This window comes from Deinococcus planocerae, assembly GCF_002869765.1.
Taxonomy (GTDB): domain Bacteria; phylum Deinococcota; class Deinococci; order Deinococcales; family Deinococcaceae; genus Deinococcus; species Deinococcus planocerae.
On record NZ_PNOR01000018.1, the window covers coordinates 74,850 to 95,138 of the forward strand.

Annotated in this window: 22 protein-coding genes and 1 pseudogene; 14 read left to right on the top strand and 9 right to left on the bottom strand. The window is 71.2% G+C overall.

The features are described from left to right. Window position 1: 1 nt before the first annotated feature. On the bottom strand, window positions 2-1,096 hold the full coding sequence (locus A7B18_RS11995; protein WP_102126959.1) for a Gfo/Idh/MocA family protein: 1,095 nt from the start codon (window positions 1,094-1,096) through the stop codon (window positions 2-4). Beyond that, the gene (locus A7B18_RS12000; RefSeq protein WP_102126930.1) at window positions 1,093-2,109 is read right to left on the bottom strand and encodes a zinc-dependent alcohol dehydrogenase; all 1,017 of its coding nucleotides are present in this window, start codon (window positions 2,107-2,109) and stop codon (window positions 1,093-1,095) included. Before A7B18_RS12000 ends, A7B18_RS11995 begins: the two co-directional genes overlap by 4 nt. A gap of 288 nt (window positions 2,110-2,397) precedes the next feature. On the opposite strand from A7B18_RS12000, the gene A7B18_RS12005 reads away from it, so the two are divergent. The 7 genes from A7B18_RS12005 (at window position 2,398) to A7B18_RS12035 (ending at window position 8,927) form a co-directional block, all read left to right on the top strand. After that, the gene (locus tag A7B18_RS12005; protein ID WP_102126931.1) at window positions 2,398-2,586 is read left to right on the top strand and encodes a hypothetical protein; all 189 of its coding nucleotides are present in this window, start codon (window positions 2,398-2,400) and stop codon (window positions 2,584-2,586) included. Between the two features lie 254 nt (window positions 2,587-2,840). Next, window positions 2,841-3,821: an ABC transporter substrate-binding protein gene (locus A7B18_RS12010; RefSeq protein WP_102126932.1), complete on the top strand. Its 981-nt coding sequence runs from the start codon at window positions 2,841-2,843 to the stop codon at window positions 3,819-3,821. Window positions 3,822-3,937: 116 nt separating this feature from the next. Beyond that, window positions 3,938-5,464 carry a sugar ABC transporter ATP-binding protein gene (locus A7B18_RS12015; RefSeq protein WP_102126933.1) on the top strand — a complete coding sequence of 509 codons (1,527 nt, stop codon included), beginning with the start codon at window positions 3,938-3,940 and terminating at the stop codon, window positions 5,462-5,464. Continuing rightward, entirely contained in the window at window positions 5,461-6,456 is a 996-nt protein-coding gene (locus A7B18_RS12020; protein WP_102126934.1) for an ABC transporter permease, read from the top strand. The genes A7B18_RS12015 and A7B18_RS12020 overlap by 4 nt, the downstream gene beginning before the upstream one ends. A gap of 270 nt (window positions 6,457-6,726) precedes the next feature. Beyond that, window positions 6,727-7,632, top strand: a complete 906-nt coding sequence (locus A7B18_RS12025; protein ID WP_245872851.1) for an ABC transporter permease — start codon at window positions 6,727-6,729, stop codon at window positions 7,630-7,632. A 118-nt stretch (window positions 7,633-7,750) separates the two neighbouring features. Continuing rightward, window positions 7,751-8,674, top strand: a complete 924-nt coding sequence (locus A7B18_RS12030) for a phytanoyl-CoA dioxygenase family protein (RefSeq protein WP_102126936.1) — start codon at window positions 7,751-7,753, stop codon at window positions 8,672-8,674. Window position 8,675: 1 nt separating this feature from the next. After that, window positions 8,676-8,927 carry a hypothetical protein gene (locus A7B18_RS12035; RefSeq protein WP_102126937.1) on the top strand — a complete coding sequence of 84 codons (252 nt, stop codon included), beginning with the start codon at window positions 8,676-8,678 and terminating at the stop codon, window positions 8,925-8,927. 64 nt (window positions 8,928-8,991) lie between these two features. Here the strand turns inward: A7B18_RS12035 and A7B18_RS12040 are convergent, their stop codons facing one another. Further along, window positions 8,992-9,849, bottom strand: coding sequence for a DciA family protein (locus A7B18_RS12040; RefSeq protein ID WP_102126938.1), 858 nt, complete (start codon window positions 9,847-9,849; stop codon window positions 8,992-8,994). Then, a complete protein-coding gene (gene recF, locus A7B18_RS12045) occupies window positions 9,846-10,967 on the bottom strand; it encodes a DNA replication/repair protein RecF (protein ID WP_102126939.1) in 1,122 nt (373 codons plus the stop codon). The genes A7B18_RS12040 and recF overlap by 4 nt, the downstream gene beginning before the upstream one ends. Window positions 10,968-11,096: 129 nt before the next feature. Between recF and A7B18_RS12050 the strand changes: the two genes are divergently transcribed. After that, the gene (locus A7B18_RS12050) at window positions 11,097-11,594 is read left to right on the top strand and encodes a DinB family protein (RefSeq protein WP_102126940.1); all 498 of its coding nucleotides are present in this window, start codon (window positions 11,097-11,099) and stop codon (window positions 11,592-11,594) included. Between the two features lie 49 nt (window positions 11,595-11,643). Beyond that, window positions 11,644-12,441 carry an N-formylglutamate amidohydrolase gene (locus tag A7B18_RS12055; protein WP_102126941.1) on the top strand — a complete coding sequence of 266 codons (798 nt, stop codon included), beginning with the start codon at window positions 11,644-11,646 and terminating at the stop codon, window positions 12,439-12,441. A 3-nt stretch (window positions 12,442-12,444) separates the two neighbouring features. Here A7B18_RS12055 and A7B18_RS22635 read toward each other — a convergent pair whose 3' ends face one another. From A7B18_RS22635 to A7B18_RS12065, 3 genes are read right to left on the bottom strand one after another with little or no spacing between them, the layout of a single operon-like run. After that, the gene (locus A7B18_RS22635; RefSeq protein ID WP_245872852.1) at window positions 12,445-12,711 is read right to left on the bottom strand and encodes an endonuclease V; all 267 of its coding nucleotides are present in this window, start codon (window positions 12,709-12,711) and stop codon (window positions 12,445-12,447) included. Next, on the bottom strand, window positions 12,712-12,942 hold the full coding sequence (locus A7B18_RS22640) for an endonuclease V (RefSeq protein WP_342747172.1): 231 nt from the start codon (window positions 12,940-12,942) through the stop codon (window positions 12,712-12,714). A gap of 18 nt (window positions 12,943-12,960) precedes the next feature. Further along, a complete protein-coding gene (locus tag A7B18_RS12065) occupies window positions 12,961-13,950 on the bottom strand; it encodes a polyprenyl synthetase family protein (protein ID WP_102126942.1) in 990 nt (329 codons plus the stop codon). 87 nt (window positions 13,951-14,037) lie between these two features. Here A7B18_RS12065 and A7B18_RS12070 point away from each other — a divergent pair, with 87 nt between their 5' ends. From A7B18_RS12070 to A7B18_RS12085, 4 genes are all read left to right on the top strand, one after another. After that, window positions 14,038-14,772 (top strand): TVP38/TMEM64 family protein, encoded by a 735-nt coding sequence (locus A7B18_RS12070; protein WP_102126943.1) that lies wholly within the window; start codon window positions 14,038-14,040, stop codon window positions 14,770-14,772. A gap of 88 nt (window positions 14,773-14,860) precedes the next feature. Beyond that, window positions 14,861-16,138, top strand: a complete 1,278-nt coding sequence (locus A7B18_RS12075; RefSeq protein WP_102126944.1) for a PQQ-dependent sugar dehydrogenase — start codon at window positions 14,861-14,863, stop codon at window positions 16,136-16,138. Next, window positions 16,138-17,559 carry a superoxide dismutase family protein gene (locus A7B18_RS12080; RefSeq protein WP_102126945.1) on the top strand — a complete coding sequence of 474 codons (1,422 nt, stop codon included), beginning with the start codon at window positions 16,138-16,140 and terminating at the stop codon, window positions 17,557-17,559. The genes A7B18_RS12075 and A7B18_RS12080 overlap by 1 nt, the downstream gene beginning before the upstream one ends. 76 nt (window positions 17,560-17,635) lie before the next feature. Beyond that, window positions 17,636-18,478, top strand: coding sequence for a DUF1963 domain-containing protein (locus A7B18_RS12085; protein WP_102126946.1), 843 nt, complete (start codon window positions 17,636-17,638; stop codon window positions 18,476-18,478). Between the two features lie 68 nt (window positions 18,479-18,546). Here A7B18_RS12085 and mglA read toward each other — a convergent pair whose 3' ends face one another. Together mglA and mglB are read right to left on the bottom strand one after the other, a co-directional pair. Further along, entirely contained in the window at window positions 18,547-19,137 is a 591-nt protein-coding gene (gene mglA / locus A7B18_RS12090; RefSeq protein ID WP_102126947.1) for a GTPase MglA, read from the bottom strand. Window positions 19,138-19,164: 27 nt separating this feature from the next. After that, a complete protein-coding gene (gene mglB / locus A7B18_RS12095; RefSeq protein ID WP_102126948.1) occupies window positions 19,165-19,650 on the bottom strand; it encodes a GTPase-activating protein MglB in 486 nt (161 codons plus the stop codon). A 167-nt stretch (window positions 19,651-19,817) separates the two neighbouring features. Between mglB and A7B18_RS12100 the strand changes: the two are divergent. Then, window positions 19,818-20,289 (top strand): annotated as a pseudogene (locus A7B18_RS12100) (hypothetical protein); the annotation flags it as partial.

A 20,289-nucleotide genomic window follows, 5' to 3' on the forward strand; every position in this document is an offset into this window, starting at 1 on the left:
CTCAGCCCCCCAGCGGCAACCGGACCACCCTCCGCGTCCGTCCCGCCCGGTAGATCGCCTCGATCAGCTCGACCGTCTTGCGGCCCTCCTCGCCGGGCACGAGCGGCTCGCGGTTCTCCCGCACGGCCTCCACGAAGTCCTCGAGCTGGAGGCGGTGGTAGTGCGTCATCACATCGAGGCGGGCGGCGCGTTCCCGGTCCTCGGCCTGCCAGGTGGGGAGGAGGTCCCCCTCTCCCGGCACGGTCCACACGTCGTTGACGGGGGGCTCGACCGCCGCCGTCACCCCCGCCACGAAGGACGAGCCGCCGTCCGTCTGCACGCCGACCGCCCTGCCGCTCTCGCCGTGGACGTGGACGCGGCCCCACAGCCCCGGATTCTGGCTGTTGCTCACCACCACGCTGCCGAGCGCCCCGCCCGCGAAACGCAGGGTGGCGACCGCCGTGTCCTCGACCTCGATCTCCGGGTGGTTGAGGTTGGCCCAGGCGCCCGACACCTCTTCCAGCGGCCCCATGAACCACTGGAGCAGGTCGAGTTGATGCACCGCCTGATTGACGAGGACGCCGCCCCCCTCCCCCGCCCAGGTGCCGCGCCACGCGTCCATCGCGTAATACTCGGGGCCGCGCCAACCCAGCAGGCTGAGGGTGCCGAGCACCGGGCGACCGACCTTGCCGTCCAGCAGGGCCCGCTTGACACGCTGAACCGGCTCGTACAGGCGGCGCTGGCTGACCACGCCGAGCCGCACGCCCGAGTCCCGCGCCGCCGCGATCATCCGGTCGGCGTCCCGGACGGTCAGGGCGAGGGGCTTTTCGACGAAGACGTGCTTGCCTGCCCGAGCGGCCTGGACGGCGGCGTCCGCGTGCAGGGGGTGCGGGGTGCAGAGGATGACGGCGTGAACGTCCCGGGCTTGCAACGCCTCGGCAAGATCGGTGTAAGGTCTCGCCCCGTACTGGGCGGCGAAGGCGGCGGTGCGTTCCGCGTTCCGACCGCAGACGGCGGCGAGCCGCGCACCGGGCAGGTCACTCAGGGCTCCCGCGTGCGTGTGCGCGACCTTGCCCGGCCCGACGATCAGGAAGCCCAGCGTCTCCGGCCCGCTCAGGGTTCGAGCACCACCTTCACCGCGTCGAGACTTCCCCGCGCGAGGTCGTGGATCAGCCCGGGACCGTCCTCCAGCCCGGCGACCCGCTCGATCAGGGGCGTCACGTCCACCCGCCGCGAGCGCAGCAACTCCACCGCCCGCGCGAACTCTTCCACGAAGGCGTAGGCACCCCGCACCGTGATCTCCCGCGTCACGACCTCCTGCATGGGGACCTCGACGGTGGGGGCGGCGTTGCCCACCCAGGTGACGTGCCCGCCGTTCCGGGCCATCCGCACCGACTGCCACACGGTCGCCGTCACGCCCACGACCTCCAGCACGGCGTCGGCGCCGAGCCCGCCCGTGAGGCGCCGCACCTCCTCCACCGGGTCGGTCTCGCTCGCGTGGATCACCTCGTCCGCTCCCAGGCGCCGCGCGAGCCCCAGGCGGTGCGGGCTGAGGTCGCTCACGATCACGCGGCCCGCGCCCCGCAGCCGCAGGGCCAGCACGGTCAGCAGCCCGACCGGCCCGGCCCCCAGCACGGCCACCGTGTCCCCCACCTCCAGCGGGGTGAGGTTCGCCGCGTGCAGGGCCACCGCGAGCGGCTCGACGAGGGCGCCCTCGTGCCAGCCCACCTCGCCTGGGAGGGGGAGGGCGTTGCGCCCCGGCACGCTGACGAACTCGGCGTAGCCCCCGTTCACCGACCAGCCGATCCCGCGGCGGTTCAGGCAGAGGGTGGGGCGCCCGGCGCGGCACTGCGGGCAGGTCCCGTCGGAGACGATGGGCTGGACGACCACGCGGTCGCCGACCCGGTGAGTCTCCACCCCTTCCCCGGTCTCCTCGACGGTGCCGCAGAACTCGTGGCCCATGATGACGCCGGGGGAGCGCCGCCCGGTCGAGCCCGTGAAGCCGTGCACGTCCGAGCCGCACACGCCCGCCGCCCGCACGCGCACGAGGACCTCCCCGGGCGCGGGGCGCGGGGCTTCCACCTCGCGCAGCGGCATCTGCCACGGCGCCTCGAACATCAGGACGCGCACGGGGCCTCGGTGAGCGGGGAACGGGCCGCGCGGCGGCGGGAGGGGGGGATTCGCGGCATGGCGCCTCCTGGCGTGGGGGTGACTCGGGGCGGAAGGGGCGGACCTCACCCTAGAGCGGGCCTTCCGGCGGCGTCAACGCGGCGGAGGCGTCGCCGAGGGTCGGGCCGCAAGTCACGCCGAGGTCACGCGGCCCGTGCTGTCGTGTGGGCGTCAAGGACGTGTGGCGCGGACGGGCTGCCCCGGGAGCCACCGGGACCGCCCGCCCCTCCCCCCGCACCAGGAGGCGTTATGAACGTCGACGACCCCCGGCCCACCCCCGGCCACGGCCACCCCCTCCCCGGCGCCCACCCGGACGACCTCCCCGACCCCGTGGCGTGGCACGCGGACGGCGGCCCGCCCGAGGGGGACCTCCCGGACGAAGGGCACCCCACCCTCACCCCCGAGCAGTTCGACGCGGCGCTCGAGCGCTGGCGGTAGGCGCGGGGGGGGCCGGGGTCTGCCCCTTCCCGGAGCCTCGCCAAGCCTCCGCCTTTACCCCCGCCGACCTTCAGATGTCAAGGCGTTTGGGTGAAGGTGTCTTGACATCTTCGCTCGGCGGGATGCTTAAATGGAACCACCTCACATCAAGGTCCGTGGCGGGGCGTGAGCCGTCTCGTCACTTGTTCAGGCGTTCTTCCGTCGGTTTTCGGTTCTGCGGCCCGTCTCGCCCTGAGAGACACAAGGAAGTGTCCATGAAAGCACATCACCGCACCCTGGCCCTGACGCTCACCGCGGCGGCGGCCACCGGCCTGGGCGTCTTCGCCGTCGCGCAGGGGCTGCCCAAGCTCGCCCAGAAACCGACCTACAAGGTGGGCTTCGCGCAGACCGAGAGCAACAATCCCTGGCGCATCGCGCAGACGAAGAGCATGCAAGACGAGGCGAAGAGGCTCGGGCACCGCCTGGTGTACACCGACGCGGCGGGCTCGGCGGCCAAGCAGGTCGCCGACGTGGACTCCATGATCGCGCAGCGGGTGGACGCGATCTTCCTCGCTCCGCGCGAGGAAAAGCCCCTCGCCGCCGCCGTGAAAAAGGCGCGCGCCGCCGGGATTCCGGTGATCTTGCTCGACCGCAACGTGGACCCGTCGCTCGCCAAGGCGGGCGTGGACTACGTGACTTTCATCGGCAGCGACTTTATCGAGGAGGGGCGCCGGGTCGGCCAGTGGCTCACCAAGAACATGAAGGGCGAGGCGCGGGTGATCCAGCTTCTGGGCACGACGGGTTCCTCCCCGGCCAACGACCGCCGCAAGGGCTTCGAGGACGCGGTGAAGGGCAACGCGAAGGTCCGAATCCTCGCCTCGCAGACCGGCGACTTCGCCCGCGACAAGGGCCGTCAGGTGATGGAGACGCTGCTTCAGGCGCACCCCGACGTGAACGTGGTGTACGCCCACAACGACGAGATGGCGATTGGCGCCATCGCCGCGCTGGAGGCGGCGGGCAAGAAGCCCGGCAAGGACGTCATGATCATGTCCATCGACGGCGGGCGCGAGATCGTGCAGCTCGTGGTGGACGGCAAGGTCAACTACGTCGTGGAGTGCAACCCGCGCTTCGGGCCCAAGGCGTTTGCCACCCTCAAGGACTACGCGGCGGGCAAGAAGATTCCCGCCAAGATCATCAACCCCGACCGCGACTACACGGCACAAAACGCCAAGGCCGGTCTCGCCTCGGCGTACTGACCCCCACCTCGCCTCAAGGGTGCCCGTCTCAAGGCACCCTTTTCGGGCTTTCGGGGGGCCGCGCTCCCACCCCGTCAGAGAAGGCCAACGTGGAACAACACCCAGCTCTCCTCTCTATGAGGGGCATCGACAAGAGCTTTTCCGGCGTGCCCGCCCTCAGGGGCGCCCACCTGACGGTAAGGCGCGGCGAGGTCCACGCATTGATCGGCCAGAACGGCGCCGGGAAGTCCACCCTCATCAAGGTCCTCACGGGCGCCTACCGCAAGGACGGCGGGACGATTTCTTTCGCGGGCCGCGAGGTCGAATTCACCTCCCCGCAGGCGGCCCAGCGCGGCGGCATCAGCACGATCTACCAGGAGGTCAACCTCGTCGCCCTGCGATCCGTCACCGAGAACATCTTCCTGGGGCGTGAGCACCGGCGCGGCCCCTTCCTCGACTGGCGGCGGATGAACGCGGAGGCGCGTACCCTCCTGGAGCGCTTCGACGTTCACGTGGACGTGACCCGCCCGCTGATGGACTTCAGCGTCGCCGTGCAGCAGATGGTCGCCATCGCCCGCGCGGTGTCGTTCGAGAGCGGGCTCGTCATCATGGACGAACCGACCTCCTCGCTCGACGACCGCGAGGTGGAGACGCTCTTCGGGGTGATCCGCCAGCTCAAGGCGCAGGGCGTGTCCGTCATCTTCGTCTCGCACCGCCTCGACGAGCTGTACGCCGTGTGCGACCGGGTGACGGTCATGCGCGACGGGCGCACGGTGGATGAGCGGGCGATGGGGGAGATCGGCAAGCTCGAACTCGTCGCCCGGATGCTCGGCAAGGAGGTCGGCGAGCTGCGCCGGGAGGGCGAGACGGCCTTCTCGCGCGGCGGCGGGGCCCGGGGTGACGTGCTCCTGGAGGCGCGCGACCTGCGGACCGGCGCCATGCTGCGCGACGCCGACCTCGACGTGCGGGCGGGCGAGATCGTGGGCCTGGCGGGCCTGCTGGGCTCCGGGCGCACGGAGACGGCCCGCGCCGTCTTTGGGGCCGACGAGCTGGAGGGCGGCGAGGTGCGCGTCTCGGGCCGCAAGGCCGCCTTCCGTTCGCCGAGAGACGCCATTCGCGCCGGGCTGGGCTTCTGCTCGGAGGACCGCAAGACCGAGGGCATCATCCCCGACCTCTCGGTGCGCGAGAACCTGACGCTGGCGCTGCTGCCGCACCTGTCGCGCCACGGCGTCGTGGACCCGAAGCGGCAGGCGGAGGTCGTGGACCGCTTCATCGCGCGGCTGGGCATCAAGACGGCGGGGCCGGAGCAGAAAATCCGGGAACTCTCGGGCGGCAACCAGCAGAAGGTCCTGCTCGCCCGCTGGCTGTGCATGAACCCGAAGCTCCTGATCCTCGACGAGCCCACGCGCGGCATCGACGTGGGGGCCAAGGGGGAGATTCAGGCCCTGCTCAGCGAACTCGCCCGCGAGGGGCTGGGGGTGCTGATGATCTCCAGCGAACTCGAAGAACTCGCCGAGGGCGCCGACCGCGTGGTCGTGATGCGCGACGGGCGCAGCGTGGCCGAGCTGCCGCGCCAGGGCCTCTCCCAGGACGCGATCATGACCGCGATGGCACACGGGGACGCGGCGCACGCCGAGGCGGCCCCGACGGGAGGCACCGCATGACCCGGCCCGAAGGGACGACCGCGCCGCCCCCTGCCCTGCCGCAGCCGCGGCGCAAACGGGCCTCCTCTCCCCTCCTCGGGCCGCTCGTCGCCCTCGCCTCGCTCCTCCTCTTCAACGCCCTGTTCACGCCGAACTTCCTCACCGCGCAGACCCTCAACGTCAACCTGACCCAGGTGGCGACGGTCGTGATCGTCGCGGTCGGCATGACGCTGGTGATCGCCACGGGCGGCATCGACCTCTCGGTGGGGGCCCTGATGGCGATCAGCGGGGCGATTGCGCCCATGCTGTTTCTGAATCCGCCGTTCGGGAACGCCGCGCTCGGCCTCGGGCTCGCCTTCACCGTGCCGGTGCTCGTGGCGGGGCTGTTCGGCCTCTTCAACGGCTCGCTCGTGACCCGTTTCGGCATCCAGCCGTTCATCGCCACCTTGATCCTCTTCATCGCGGGGCGGGGCATCGCGCAGGTGATGACGAACGGGCAGCTCCAGACCTTTTCCAACTCCACCTTCGGGTACATCGGGCTGGGACGGCCCCTCGGCATTCCCTTCCAGGTGATCCTGATGCTCGCGGTGGTGGCCCTCTTCGCGTGGGTGATGAGCCGCACCGTCTTCGGGCGACACGTCCTCGCGGTGGGCGGGAACGAGGCCGCCGCGCGGCTGGCGGGCATTCCCACGAACCGGGTCAAGCTCGCCGTGTACGGGATCAGCGGGCTGCTCGCGGGGCTCGCCGGGCTGATCGTCATCGCCATCAACTCGTCGTCGGACGCCAATCAGGTCGGGCTCAACATGGAACTCGACGCCATCGCCGCCGTCGCGGTGGGCGGCACGGCGCTGACGGGCGGGCGGGCGACCATCCTGGGCACCCTGCTCGGCGCCCTGATCATCCAGCTCATCCGCTACACCCTGCTCGCGCGCGGGGTGCCCGACGCCGTGGCGCTGGTGGTCAAGGCGGCGATCATCCTCGTCGCCGTGTATATCCAGCGGCAGCGTCGGTAAGCAGGGGGCCGTTGGAAGACGGTTTTGCTGGGACGCCTGGGGCGCTCACCCCCTCCCAGCCTCCCCCTCTGCTTCGCAGCTTTGCAAGTCAAGGGGGAGGGGCGAAAAGACTTAAAGCGTTCATGTGGTCATCTGTAGATCGCGCGGCTCGTCAGAAGGAGGCTTCCCCTGTCCGCCATCACTCCTCAACCCACCCGGCGTGAATCCTCGCGCGTCCGCGCGGGGCAACTGCTCCAGCGGTACGGCGTCCTCGTCGCGCTCGGCCTGCTCGTGCTGTTCGGCTCGCTGCGGTACGAGGGCTTCCTGTCCACCTACAACGTCTTCTCGGTGCTCGGGTACAACTCGATGTTCGGGCTCGTCGCGCTGGGGATGGCCTTCGTGATCATGACGGGGGGCATCGACCTCTCGGTGGGCAGTGTGGCCGCCTTCGCCAGCGTGATCGCCGCGCTGCTCAGTCCCTTCGGCCTGTGGCCCGCGCTGCTGGGGGCGGTGGCCGCCGCCACGCTGCTCGGGCTGATCAACGGCGTGGTCGTCGCGTATCTCAAGATCTTGCCCTTTGTCGCCACGCTCGCCATGCTGCTCGCGGCGCGGGGGCTCGCGCTGCTCTTCGCCGGGAACCAGTCGGTCTCGGTCAGTTCGGAGAGCGGTTTCACGACCTTCGGGCAGGGGAACATCGGGGGCGTGCCCTACACCGCGATCCTGCTCTTCGTGGCTTTCGTCGTCGGGGCGGTCGTGCTGCGTTTCACCCGTTTCGGGCGGCACGTGCTCGCGGTCGGCGGGAACGAGGAGGCCGCGCGGCTGATGGGCCTGCCCGTCGAGCGGACACTGGTGTGGGTGTACGTCCTGTCGGGGGCGCTGGCGGGGCTGGCGGGCGTGATCCTCGCCTCCCAGTTCGGGGCGGGGCAGCCGACCGAGGGGCTGGGGTGGGAGCTGACCGCCATCGCCGCCGTCGTGGTGGGCGGGACGCTCCTGACGGGCGGGAGCGGGTCGGTCGGCTCGACGCTGGTCGGCGTGCTGCTCCTCGGGATCATCTTCAACATCCTCAACTTCGAGAACGGGCGCGGCACGATCAGCCTCAGCGCGTACTGGCAGTCGGTGATCCGGGGGGCTTTCTTGCTCCTCGTGGTCGTGCTGCAAAACCGGCTCACCCGGCGCAGGGCGGGCGGCGGGGGGTGAGTCCCGCGCGCGTGCGGACGAATTCATTCCTTTTCACCCCGAAAGGCGCAGAATAACGGCACAGGCCCCCTCTCCACTCCGGCTGTCGCCCCACGTTTCCACCCTTCAGGAGGACCGCATGACCGCCACGAACGACACCAAGCCCGCCCCCTCCATGAGCATGAGCGCCGACGCCCCGGTTGCGACCACCGAGACCCAGGCTCCGATCAACGCCACGCCCTATGCCGACCCGCAGTACAGCGTGCCCGCGATCATGGCCGCCCTGTACGGCGACGGCATCCTGGGGCTCAAGGGGGCTTTTCCCCGCGAGTGGGTGGCGCGGCTGAACGACGAGCTGACCGAGCTGTACAAAGAGGCCCTCGCCCGGCCCGGCGGCGCGGTGGGGCGCGGCACGAACCGCCACTACGTCGAGATTCACCCGGAAGACATCAGCGGCTTTTACGACCTCGTGACCCATCCCTGGGTGCGGACGGTGTGCGAGTGCGTGCTGGGGCCGAATTACAAGATCGTGGAGATCGGCTTCGACGTGCCCAACCCCGGCGCCAAGGACCAGCCGTGGCACCGTGACTTCCGGGCGGGCGAGGAGACGCTGGTGGACCGCCGGTTGAACTCGCTCGCCTTCAACATGACCGCCGTGGACGTCGAGGAGGACATGGGCCCCTTCGAGATCGCGCCGGGCACCCAGTGGGACGACCCCAGCGAGTACGACCACGGCATGTTCCCGCCCCAGACGCTCTACCCGCGCTACCACTCCCTCGCCCAGCGCAAGTACCCCAGGGCGGGCGACATCTCGGTGCGCTCGGCCCTCACCATCCACCGGGGCACGGCGAACACCAGCGACAAGCCGCGCCCGGTGCTCGTGCTCGGGGTGGACGCCCCCGGCGCGGGGCACGACCAGTGGCACGACCTCCAGTTCACGCGGGGCTACTACGACCGTCTCCCGCAGGAGGTGAAGGACCACCTGATCTGCCGCGTGGTGGACGAACTCGAACCCATCATGCAGGGTCACACCATCGAGGGCCTGATGATGGGCGACGCCTGACGTGACGCGCGACTTCAATACCGTGGTGGCCCACTTCGGCGCCGATCCCGTGCCGGGGCGTATCGAGGCGCTGGAGGGGGGGCGCGGCATGATGCGCGTTTCCCTCGACCTGAACGGCGAGGCCCCGCCCCTGAGCGAGGGCAGCGAGTGTGTGCTGGAGATGCACGACGGCGCCCGCTTCCGCTTCACCGTGACCGAGCGGCTGCCGGGCGGGGGGAACGAACTGCGGATGAAGCTGCTGGGCAAGGCTTAGCCGCCTCGAAGGGAAAGACCCCGCCTCCTTGCCGAGGTGGGGTCTTCTCGTGGGCCGAGAACCCTTACCGCCCTGCCCCCAGCACCTGCCGCACCCGCTCGGGCAGGGCGGCCCAGTCGGCCTTTTTGAGCGCGCTGCGGGGCTTGCGGTGCGTGAGGGCCAGGTACATCTCCGCCTGCTGGCCCAGAAAGGCGCGGTAGCCCTCCTCTCCCCCGCCCCGCACGCACTCCAGCGCGAGGAGGTCGAGCTGGTCTTCGAGCATCCCCAGCGCCAGGAAGCGGGCGGCGTTCATCCCGCTGTCGCCGAGCAGCGGGGTCAGGAGGGGCAGGCGCTCAGGCGCGCGGGTCAGCGACCGGGCGGCCCGCTTGACGTTGGGGTCCTCCAGCGTCAGGGCGCAGGCGCGGCAGGGCTGCTCGCGGCTCGCCTCGCCGCACACCGGGCAGGGGCGCCAGCCCTGTTCCTCGCGCCACTTGCGGGCCCGGGTGATCGCCTCGGCGGCCCTGAGCGCCACGTCCCTCAGGTCGCCCTCCACGTTCCGCACGAGCGAGCGGGCGCGGGCACGGTCGGGGGCAGGGAGGGGCGCGGCGCGGGGGGCGGGCGCGGCGGTGCGGACGGTGCCCACCGTGAAACGGATCTCGCTCACGGCGTCGCTCCCGAGCAGGGCGTTGAGGCTTTTCAGGAAGTGGTGACGTTGCAGGGTGAGGTGGTGGGCGGTCGCGCTGTCGCGCACCTCCACGAAGAGGGTGCCCCCCTGCTGCGAGCGGGGCCGGGTCATCCGCGCGATCTCGGGGCCGACCGCCTGCGGCCACGCCAGGATCGCCCGCGCCTTGCCGATCCCCTTCGTCAGGCGGGCGGTGCCCAGCGTCGCGCCCATCAGGTCGCCGAGGCTGCGGGTGTCCCCCAGGCGGCGCGGCCCCTTCATGCCCCCGCCTCCACCGGGTCGAGGTCGGGGGGGGCAGCCTCGACCCGGACATCTTCTTCCTCTCCATCCTCCCCGTCGGAGGTGAAGCGCCCCGCGTGCGCCCGCAGGGCCTGGGCGGTGCCGGGCACGCGCTCGGTCCCGGTCACGATGGCCTGCGGCACGCTCGCGGCGAGGTCGAGGAGAAAGGCGCGCCTCCCGGGGTCGAGTTCCGCCGTGAAGTCGTCGATCAGGAGCACCGGCTTTTCCCCGAAGCGTTCGGAGAGCAGTTCGAGTTCGGCCCGCCGCAGCGCCAGCGCGACCGTGCGCCCCTCGCCCCGGGAGGCGTACTCCGAGGCCGGGAAGTCGCCCAGCGTCAGCGTCAGGTCGTCGCGGTGGGGGCCCGTCACGGTGGCGCCCCGCGCGAACTCCTCGGAGCGGCGGGCGGCGAGGTCTTCGGCGTAGGTCTCGGGCGTGGTGGATTCGGTCAGGGTCAGGGTGAGCGTCTTGCGGCTGCCCAGCCCCGCGTTCGCCTCCCGCGCGAGTTCGTCGAGCCGGGTCAGGGCGCGGCGGCGGAAGAGCATGATCTCGGTGCCGAGCTTGATGAGCACGTCGTCCCAGACGTGGAGGGACCAGTCTTCCCCGGCCTTGAGCGCCGCGTTGCGCTGGGTGACCGTGCGCTCGTAGCGGGCGAGGTGTCCGGCGTGGCGGGCACTGAGGCGCGAGAGCAGCGCGTCGAGGTAGGCGCGGCGGTTCGCCGGGGGGCCGAAGACGAGTTCGCTGTCCTCGGGGCGAATCCACACCGCACTCCCGCGCGGCAGGTCGCCCGTGCGCACCCGCACCCCGTCCACCTTGAGCTGACGGCGCCCGCGCCCCAGCCCAACCTCCTGGATGCTGAGGCTGCCGCCCTGCTGCACGTCGGCGCGCACGTACGCCTCGCGCTCGCCCGACTGCACGAGCTGCTCGAGCCGCGTCACGTCCGTGAGTCCCGTCAGGGCGAGGTACGCGGCCTCCAGCAGGTTGGTCTTGCCCGCCCCGTTCTCGCCGAACACACCCGTCACGCCCGCCGGAAAACTCAGCGTGCCCGGCGCGAGGTTCCGGTAGTTGAGGGTGGAGAGGGAGGCGAGGTGCACTCCGGACATTCTAGGCGAGGGGGGAGTGGGGCGGGGTGCCGGGGACGCAGTTGGGGGGGCGGGGAGTGGGAAGTGGTCAGTGGTGAGTGGGAAAGGACGCCCGCCCCTGCCCCCTTTCCATCTCCGTAAGCTGAGGACATGACCGAGGAAGCGCGTGAGGCGGTGTTGTCCGGACCTTCACCCCAGGCGCTCGAACGGTTGCTCGACGAGGGCAGCGCGTTCGTGCCGCCCAGCCGCGTCCTGGGCGGCCTGAGCGCCGAACTGGCCTGCCGCCGGGTCGAGGGGACACCCCACACGGTCGCCGAGATCGTCGCGCACCTGCATTTCTGGCAGTCGTACACGCTCACCCTCGCCCGCGGCGAACGGGCCGCCCTGCCCGAACACGCCGCCGAGGGCTGGCCTGAGGTGAGGCCGGACGAGTGGGACGGGCTGCGGGGACGCTTCCTGGAGGGACTGACCGAGATGAAGCGTGTGGCGCGGGAGGAGGACCTGTCGCGGCCCGTGCGGGGGCACGAGACGCTGGGCTATGAACTCACGCTCCACGTCATGCACAACGCCGTCCACCTCGGTCAGGTGATCTTGCTGCGGCGGATGCTCGGCGCCTGGCCTCCTCCCGGCGGGGGAGACACCTGGTAAGCGGCCCCTCCCGCGCACCCCGTCCCGCCGACCGCGTACCATCCTCCCCATGACCCCCGCCCCTGACCGCGACCGCCTCCTCGTCCTCACGCCGCACCCGTCCGGCGCCCTGTCCGCCGACGTGCTGCGGGACATGCTGGGGGAGGACGTGTTCGACGAGGAGAAACGGGCGGCCTTTCTGCGGCGCGTCTTTCTGGAGGGAGACCCCTACACCGACCTGATCTACGCCGTGCCGGGCGCGCGGTATCTGCAAGCCCCCTGGAGCCGCTTCGCCGTGGACCTCAACCGCGACCGGGACGATCTGGACGACAACGGCGTGGTCAAGCTGATGGACTTTGGCCGCCGCCCCCTCTACCCGGAGGGCTTCACCCTGACGCCCGAGGGGAGGGAAGCGCGGCTGCGGCGGGTCTGGGACGCCTTCGACGCGCAGGTGAGCACGGAACTCGCGGGCGCGCGGCTGATGATCGTCGGGCACTCGATGGCCTCGCACGGGCCGAAGCTGGGGCCGGACACGGGGGCCCCGCGCCCCGCCCTCACGTTGATGCCGGGGACGGAGGGGGAGCCCACCTTCCCCCGCGACCGCTGGGACGCCCTGCAAGCCGCCTGCGCCGAGGCGTTCGCCCCCGTCCTGACGGGCGAGTTCACCCGCGTGGCGGTCGGCGACCCCTGGACAACGGACACCCTCAGCCGCAACCACCACGCGCGCACGGGCATTCCCGCCTTCGGCATCGAGATCAACGTGGCGCTGTACTACGCGGAGTGGGGGGTGGTGCGGCCCGGGGCGCTGCGGGAGCTGAACGCAGCGTTTGGGCGCTTCGCGGACGCGGCGCTGGGGCTGGTGGAGTGAGCGTCAGCCGGAGCGGCTGAGTCTATCGACCTCTTTGAGCAGCGTGGGGATGCGGTGCGCGCCCGCCATCCCTCTGATGTCCCCCTTCGCCTCCTCCAGCGGCAGGCCGACGGAGGTGACGAAGAGGGGACTCCTGCTCGTCCCACGGAAAACCTCGGTCTCCCCGGGCGTGCCGTGGAACCTCGACTTGGCGACGCCGATGACCGGGACCCGCCCGGCCAGCGCCTCCCACAGGTGCCACCCGAGACCGGGCCTCTGCTCGCTCCCCAACTACACGTACCCGTCGATCACGATGACGTGTGGTTCGGGCAAGACGGGCCCGATGACGGCCAGCAGGGCGGGCAGCTCGCGGCGGTAGAACTGTCCGGGAAGGTAGTCCTCTGGGGGGCCGAGGTGGGCGGTGAGGACTCTTGCCGGGTGTTCGTCCGTCCACTCCCTGAACAGCACGCCCGCCGCCTTCGTCCCACCCGGCGGGTAGCCCACATCTACAGCGAGGATCAGAGCGTGTCCCCCATCCCCTCACGCTTCCCGCGTCGCCAGTTCCCGCACTCCGTTCACCAGCTCGCGCGCCGCCGCCTGATCCGGCGCGTCCCTCAACGCCTCCTCCAGCAATCTCAGCCCCTCGCGTGCCTGGGCGTCCGCGTAGTCCTGGGCGTAGCGCACGCTCCCGCTCTCCAGCAGCCAGCGGTGGATGTCGGCGATGGCCTCCGGGTCCTTGTCGGGGCGGTTGCGGCGCATCTGGTCCAGAAAGACGCGCTTTTGCTCCTCCGGCGCCCGGGCGAGCCAGTGGAGCACGATCAACGTGCGCTTGCCCTCCAGCAGGTCGCCGCCGATCTCCTTGCCGTACTTGAGGGAGTCGCCCGCGAGGTTGAGCACGTCGTCCCGAATCTGGAAGGCCGCCCCCAGCGCCAGGCCCGCCGGGGTGAAGGCTTCAGCAGGGGTCGCGCCCGCCGCGAGTGCGCCGAGCCGCAGCGGCACGACGACCGTGTAGTGGGCGGTCTTCAGGCGCACCATCTCCAGGTAATCGGCCTCACGCAGGTTCCACTCGCGGTGCTCCACCCAGGCGAGGTCCAGGTGTTGCCCCTCGGCGGTGCGGTGGATCATGGCGAGGAATTCCTCCACGGCGCCCGGCACCCCCGCCCGGTGGACCGCCGCCCACATGTAGGCGTGCAGCGCGTCGCCCGCGTTGATGGCGAGCGGCACCCCGTGGAGGCGGTGCAGCGCAGGCCTGCCCCGGCGCTCTTCCGAGTCGTCCTCGATGTCGTCGTGGATCAGAACCCAGTTCTGAAACAGCTCCAGGGCCGCCGCGAGCCACAGCGCCCCCTCCCGGCGTTCCGAATCCGGCGTGACCCCGTGCGCGCGGGCACTGGCGAGCAGGAGGTCCGAGCGGATGCCCTTGCCCCCGCGCCCGGGGTAGTCGCGCAGCATGTCGTAGAGCAGTTGCAGTTCCGGTCGCCCCCCCCGGGCAGGGAGCAGCGACAGCACGCGGTCGAGCAGGTCGGGACGCATCGCGGGCAGTGTAGCGGGGCGGCGTGGGCCTCCGGGTCGCAGGGGACCGGAACGGCCTTCTCACGCGCCTTTTCCTAGACTGCACCCGTGACGCCCGCCCCCCGCCGCAACCCCCGTCTCGTGCGCTGGCTGGTGCTGGGCGGAACGCTCGCGCTGCTGGTGGGGATCGGTCTCACGCCGGACGTGCGGGCCTTTCTGGCGCGCGGGTATACGGCCCTCACGTCGAGCGACCCCGCCGTCACCCACGCCTTCGTAGGCGGGCTCGGCTGGGCCGGACCCCTCGCGCTGATCCTGGGCTTCGTGTTTCAGGCGGTCGTGCCCGTCCTCCCCGCCCTGGTGATGATCGCCGTGACCGCCCGCGCCTACGGCCCCGTCGAGGGCTTTTTTATCGTCTACGTCGGCACGCTGCTCGGGGCCGCCGCCGGGTACGGGCTGGGGCGGGCGGTGGGGGACACGCTCGTGCGGACGCTCGCCGGGGAACGGGCGCGCAACGCGGCCCACGCCTTCGCCGAGCGGTACGGGGTGCAGGGGGTGCTGCTCGTGCGGCTGACGCCGGTTCTCTCGGCGGACGTGATGAACCTCGTCGCGGGGGCGGCCAGGATGGGCTTCCGGCCTTTCCTGCTCGCCACCGCCGCCGGGGCATTGCCGGTGACCCTGCTGGTGGTGTGGCTCAGCGGCTCGGCCCACCGGATGGCGTGGGGGCTGGGGCTGCTCTCGGCCCTCGTCGCCCTCGGGGCCGCGACCCGCTGGTGGCTCGGGCGGCGCTCGGCGGGGAGGCCGGTCCCGGAGGTTCCGCCCCGGACGGACGGCGGCGTCTCTTGAGGTGGCGCTGAATCTCGTCTCAGAAGGTAAGCCGGGCCGAGATTGTTCCTCAACGCGGGATGAAATGTTGAGCCCTGGAGGAACAACCATGAGAAGACCCCTGCTCGCCGCGCTGACGGCGGCCCTCGGCGTTCTGCCCCCCGCATTTGCCCAGGGCTCGGCTCCGCCCACCGGCCCCGGCCCCCAGCAGACGACCGTGCCCACCCCCCGCCCCCTGCCCGCCCCCGAGCCGCCCGTGAGCGCGACGGTCACCCGCAACGAGCCCGCGGCGCTGGAGTTCACCCCCGACAAGCTCGCCCGGCTCAGGGTCCCGGCGGGCTTCGAGATCAAGGTGATGGCGAGCGGCCTGGGCAACGCGCGGATGATGCACGTGATGCCCGACGGCGGCATCTACCTCACCCGCAGGGGGCAAAACGACATCTACTACCTGAAGGACGTGAACAAAGACGGCCTGTTCGACGCGGGCGAGCGCCGGATGGTCGCGCAAAACCTCAAGCTCGTCCACGGGCTCGACGTGAGGGGCGGCAAGCTCTACGCGGTCGGCGAGAAGACGATCTGGGTGATGGATATGGCGCGGGACGGCACCCTGAGCGTGCCCCGCGTCTTCGCCGACGGCTTTCCCGACGCCGGGCAGCACCCCGCGCGCGGGTTGAAGTGGGGCCCGGACGGCTACCTCTACGCGTCGTTCGGCTCCACCAACAACGACACGCCCACCCAGAATCCCGAGGAGGCGACCATCCTGCGCGTCCGCCCCGACGGGCAGTGGCGCGAGGTGTACGCGCGGGGGCTGCGGCACACCATCGGCTTCGGCTGGCACCCGGTCACGGGGACCTTCTACGGCATGGACATGAGCATGGACTGGCACGGCGACGACCTCCCGCCCGAGGAGCTGAACGTGATCGAGCGCGGGCGCAACTACGGCTGGCCCTTCTGCTACGCCGACCGCCGCCCCGACCCCTACACCAACTCCAGCCAGATTCCGGGCCGGATCACCAAGGCCGAGTTCTGCGACCTGACCCAGGGCTCGGTGCTGACCTACACGGCGCACGCCTCGCCCATCGCCCTGAACTTCTACACGGGCGCCCAATTCCCCGCCGAGTACCGGGGCGACGCCTTCGTGGCCTTCCGCGGCTCGTGGAACCGCTCCGCGCCCAGCGGCTACGAGATCGCCCGGGTGAACTTCGACGCGCAAAACCGCCCCACCGCCATCCAGCCCTTCGTGACCGGCTTCGTCTACCAGGAGAACGGGCAGTGGAAGCAGTTCGGGCGCGTGGCGGGCGTCGCCACCTACACGGACGGCAGCCTGCTCTTCACCGACGACCAGAGCGGCGTCCTGTACCGGGTGCGCTACACGGGGGGCCAGTGATGCGACACCTGACGATCCTGGGGGTCCTGGCGCTCGCCAGTACCGTGGGGCACAGTGCCTCGGCGGGGGGAGCCCAGCCCATGAACATGGCCCCGGCGAGCACACCCCTCTCCGCCACCGCCGCCCTGCGTGACCCGGCGGGGCAACTTCTCGGCACCGCGACCTTCCGGCAGGTCGGCCAGGGGGTGCAGGTCAGCGTGGAGGCGCGCGGCCTGACGCCGGGGCAACACGGGATGCACGTCCACGAGTCCGGGCGCTGCGCTCCCGGCGTGGACCCGGCGATGAACACGGTCGTCCCCTTCGGCGCGGCGGGCGGGCACTTCGACCCCGGCATGAGCCGCAACCACGACGACCCGCAGGCCCCCAACAAGTACGGCCACGGCGGCGACGTGCCCATGCTCAACGTCGGCGCGGACGGGGTGGGCCGCTCCAATTTCACGAGCGACAAGATCAGCCTGACGGGCATGAACGGCATCCTGAACCGCACCCTGGTCATCCACGCCAACCCCGACGACTACAAGAGCGACCCGGCGGGGATGAGCGGCGCCCGCCAGCGCTGCGGCGTCATCGCGCGGGACGGCCTGACCACGCGCGACTATGCGCTCCCCGGCGCCCAGGACTTCCCCGAGGGCGTGGCCTACGACGCGCGCCGGGGCGTGATCTACACCGGCAGCGCGGTGAACGGCACGATCTACGCGGTCGACGCGGCGAGCGGCGCGGTGACCAAGTTCCAGGAGGGCGGGGCGCTCGGGCGTCAGGCCGCGCTGGGCTTGAAGGTGGACCCACAGGGCCGACTGTGGATCGCGGGCGGCGCCCAGGGCACGGTGAGCATCCTCAGCCCCGCCGGGATGACCCTCAAGGTGCTTCAGACGCCGGAAAGCCCCAACCCCTACGTCAACGACCTGACGCCCGCCCCCGACGGGAACGTCTACGTCACCGACTCCACCCGGCCCGTCATCTTCCGGGTGGACCGCGACCTCAACCTCACGGCCTGGCTCGACCTGGCGAACACGCCGATCAAGTACGGCCCCGGCATCAACCTCAACGGCATCGCGGCCACGCCGGACGGGCGTTACCTGCTCGCCATGCAGCTCAACACCGGCGAGCTGTGGCGCATCGACCTGCGGACCAAGGCCGTGAGGAAGGTCATGGGCGGCCTGATGAACGGTGACGGCCTGCTGCTCGACGGGCGCACCCTGTACGTCGCCCGCAACAAGGATCAGGTCGTGAGCAAGGTCAGCCTCGCCGCCGACTACGGCAGCGGCCAGCTCGTCGCCGAGGAGCCGCTGAGGGGCCTGCGCTTCCCGGCCACGCTCGCCCTCGTCGGGGGAGAACTCGTCGTGACCCAGGCGCAGCTCGACAAGCTGATGGGGGGCACGCCGGAGACGCCCTTCCGGCTGACCCGCTTCGGGAAGTTCTAGGGCCGGGCAGGACGGGGGGAGGAAGGCTCGCGGGCTTTCCTCCCTTTCTCCTGGCCCCGTGTCATGCTGGATCACCATGACCTCCCTGCAAGGGCTGATCCGCCACCACGGCCTGACCGAGATCGAGGGCGCCGTCCTCGCCGCCGTGCGGTCGGCGGTGCTCCTGTACCTCGGCGAGCCGAACCCGGCCCCGGGCGAGAGCCGGATCGGTGGCCTGCCCGACCTTCCCGCCTCGCTCGACTGGCCGATCAGCCGGGAGGGCGAGGCCCTGACCTTCCTCCTGCAACTCAACCTGCGGGACGTGCCGCACTTCGCCGGAAATCCCCTGCCACAGCGCGGGATGCTCTACGTCTTCCTGGGGCTGGACGAGCCCGCCTCGGACGTGGAGCACTGCCTGCTGCTCTACACGGGCACGGAGGAACTGAGCCCCCGTCCCCTGCCCGACCTGCCGCCCGCCAACGAGAACTACGGCGACCTCGCCCCGCGCGGCCTCGGCACCGTCCTCGTGCCCGACCTGCCGCGCTGGACCTCGCACGCCTACGAGGTGCTGATGGAGAGGCTCCCCGAGGACGGGCAGGAGAGGTACCAGGCCCTGACCGAGGACTTGCAGGCGGGCCAGGGGCAGGGCCGGGAACATGTCGGCCACCTGTTCGGCCACGTCGCGGGGATCGGTCATCCCGCCGAGGAGGACGCCTTCGTGGTGCGCGACGTGAACCCGGCGTGGCTGTACGACTATGGGCGGCGCGACACCCTGGACATGACGCGGGCCGACACGTGGCGCACCCTCCTGCGCCTCGACTCCGTGCAGGCCCTCGACCTCACCTTCTGGGACGCGGGGTATCTGCACTTCCTGATCCGCGAGAGGGACCTGGAGGCGTTGAACTTCGGGGAGACCTACGCGGCGATAGAGACGAGCTGAGGACGGGGCGGCACGGGGGTCACGGGACAACCCCCGTCACCTGTCCGGGGGCCTTTCCCACTCCCCACTTACTTGTTCTGCGCCAGCCGGTCCAGCACCAGACGGCTCACACTCTTGAGGGTCTCGAATACGCCGCCGCCGTTGTGCGCGGTCGCCTCGAAGAGGGTGAGTTCTTTTTTCGGGTCGATCACGGCGCGGATCATCTCGGTGGGGAGCGCCCCTTCCACGTCACGCTTGTTGACCTGGAGGACGATGGGCACCTCGCGCACGTCGATGCCGTGTTCGGCGAGGTTCTCGCGCAGGTTGCGCATGCTCTCGGCGTTGGCGCGCAACCGGTTGGGGGCCGAGTCCGCGACGAAGACGATGCCGTCCACGCCGCGCAGGATCAGCTTGCGGCTGGCGTTGTAAAAGACCTGGCCGGGCACGGTGTAGAGGTGGAAGCGGGTCTTGAAGCCCTGCACGCTGCCGAGGTCGAGCGGCAGGAAGTCGAAGAAGAGGGTGCGCTCGTCTTCGGTGGCGAGGCTCACCATCTCGCCGCGTAGCTGGGCGGGCACCTTGGAGAAGACGTGCTTGAGGTTGGTGGTCTTGCCGGACATGCCGGGGCCGTAGTAGACGATCTTGCAGTTGATCTCTCGCGCGGCGAAGTTGATGGTGCTCATGGATTCCCCCTGGGGTCAGGTCGGCCCTCAGCCGAACAGGTCGTCGAGCAGGGCGGTCGCCCCGTGCGAGAAGTCCTCGCCGAGCTGGACGGGCGGCGCGTCCTGAAGCTCCTTGAGGATGGCGGCGAGCCCCGCGATGGCTTTCTTGGTCTGGACCTTGACCCGCCCGAGGGGCACGCTGCCGTCGAAGATCAGGGTCAGGAGGGCCGAGTCGCCGACCGACTCGACGTATAAGGTGCCGTTCTCGCCCTGGTGGGTCTGCTCGCTGAAGGTGCGCTCGCCGAGCATGTTCGCCAGCGCGGCGGTGGCGGCGGCGTTGGAGGCGACGAGGGTCGCCACGCTGTCGAGCGCGGGGGGCCGGGGGGCCCAGAGGGCTTCCTTGTGCGAGAGCACGAAGCCCTTGCGGTCCACCAGCAGGCAGTAGCGCACGCCGGTGGCCGCGAGCAGCTCCTCCAGATGACGGTCCACGCGCTCGAACGCGTCGCCGTAGAGGGCAAGGGAAGGTTCAATCATCTCAGGGGAAGTGTAGGAGGCGGACTCAAACGCGCTTCTGACAAAGAGGAGAGAGCGGGAAGTGGCGAGTGGTCCGTGAAAGGAGACGAAGGCCGGGCCTGCCCCCAGCCACCTCCCCCGCCGTCCGGCCCCCGACCCGCCCGCCGTGGGATAAACTCCGCGCCGTGATGAGGGGAAGGCTCTTGGGCATGGCGACGTTCGTGCTGCTGGCGGCGGCCACGGCGGGCGCGCGGCCCGTGGCGATTGGCGGCGTGAGGCAGAGTGCGGCGGTGGGGTCGCGCGTCGTGGCGGGGGGCGAGGTCATCGCGGTGTGGACGCTGCCCCGGCTGGGGGTGGCCGTGCGCAACGACCCGCGCGACCTGCGGCTGCTCCTCGGCGAGCGGGAGCTGCGTTTTTCGCCGGGGCGCGGCTGGCGGGCGCTGGGCTTTACCCTGGCGGCGGACGTGCGGCTCGGCGTGCCGCAGCTCGTCGGCGGGAGCCTCTACGTGCCCGTGGGGGCGGTGCGCTCGCTCGGGGTGCAGGTCCTCGCGGACGCGCCCGACATCCTCGACTTCGCCGCCCCGGCGGTGGTGCCCGTCGCCACGCTGCCGCCCTCGCCCGACGTGCCCGTCGCCGCGGCCCCCACCCCCACGGCCCCGG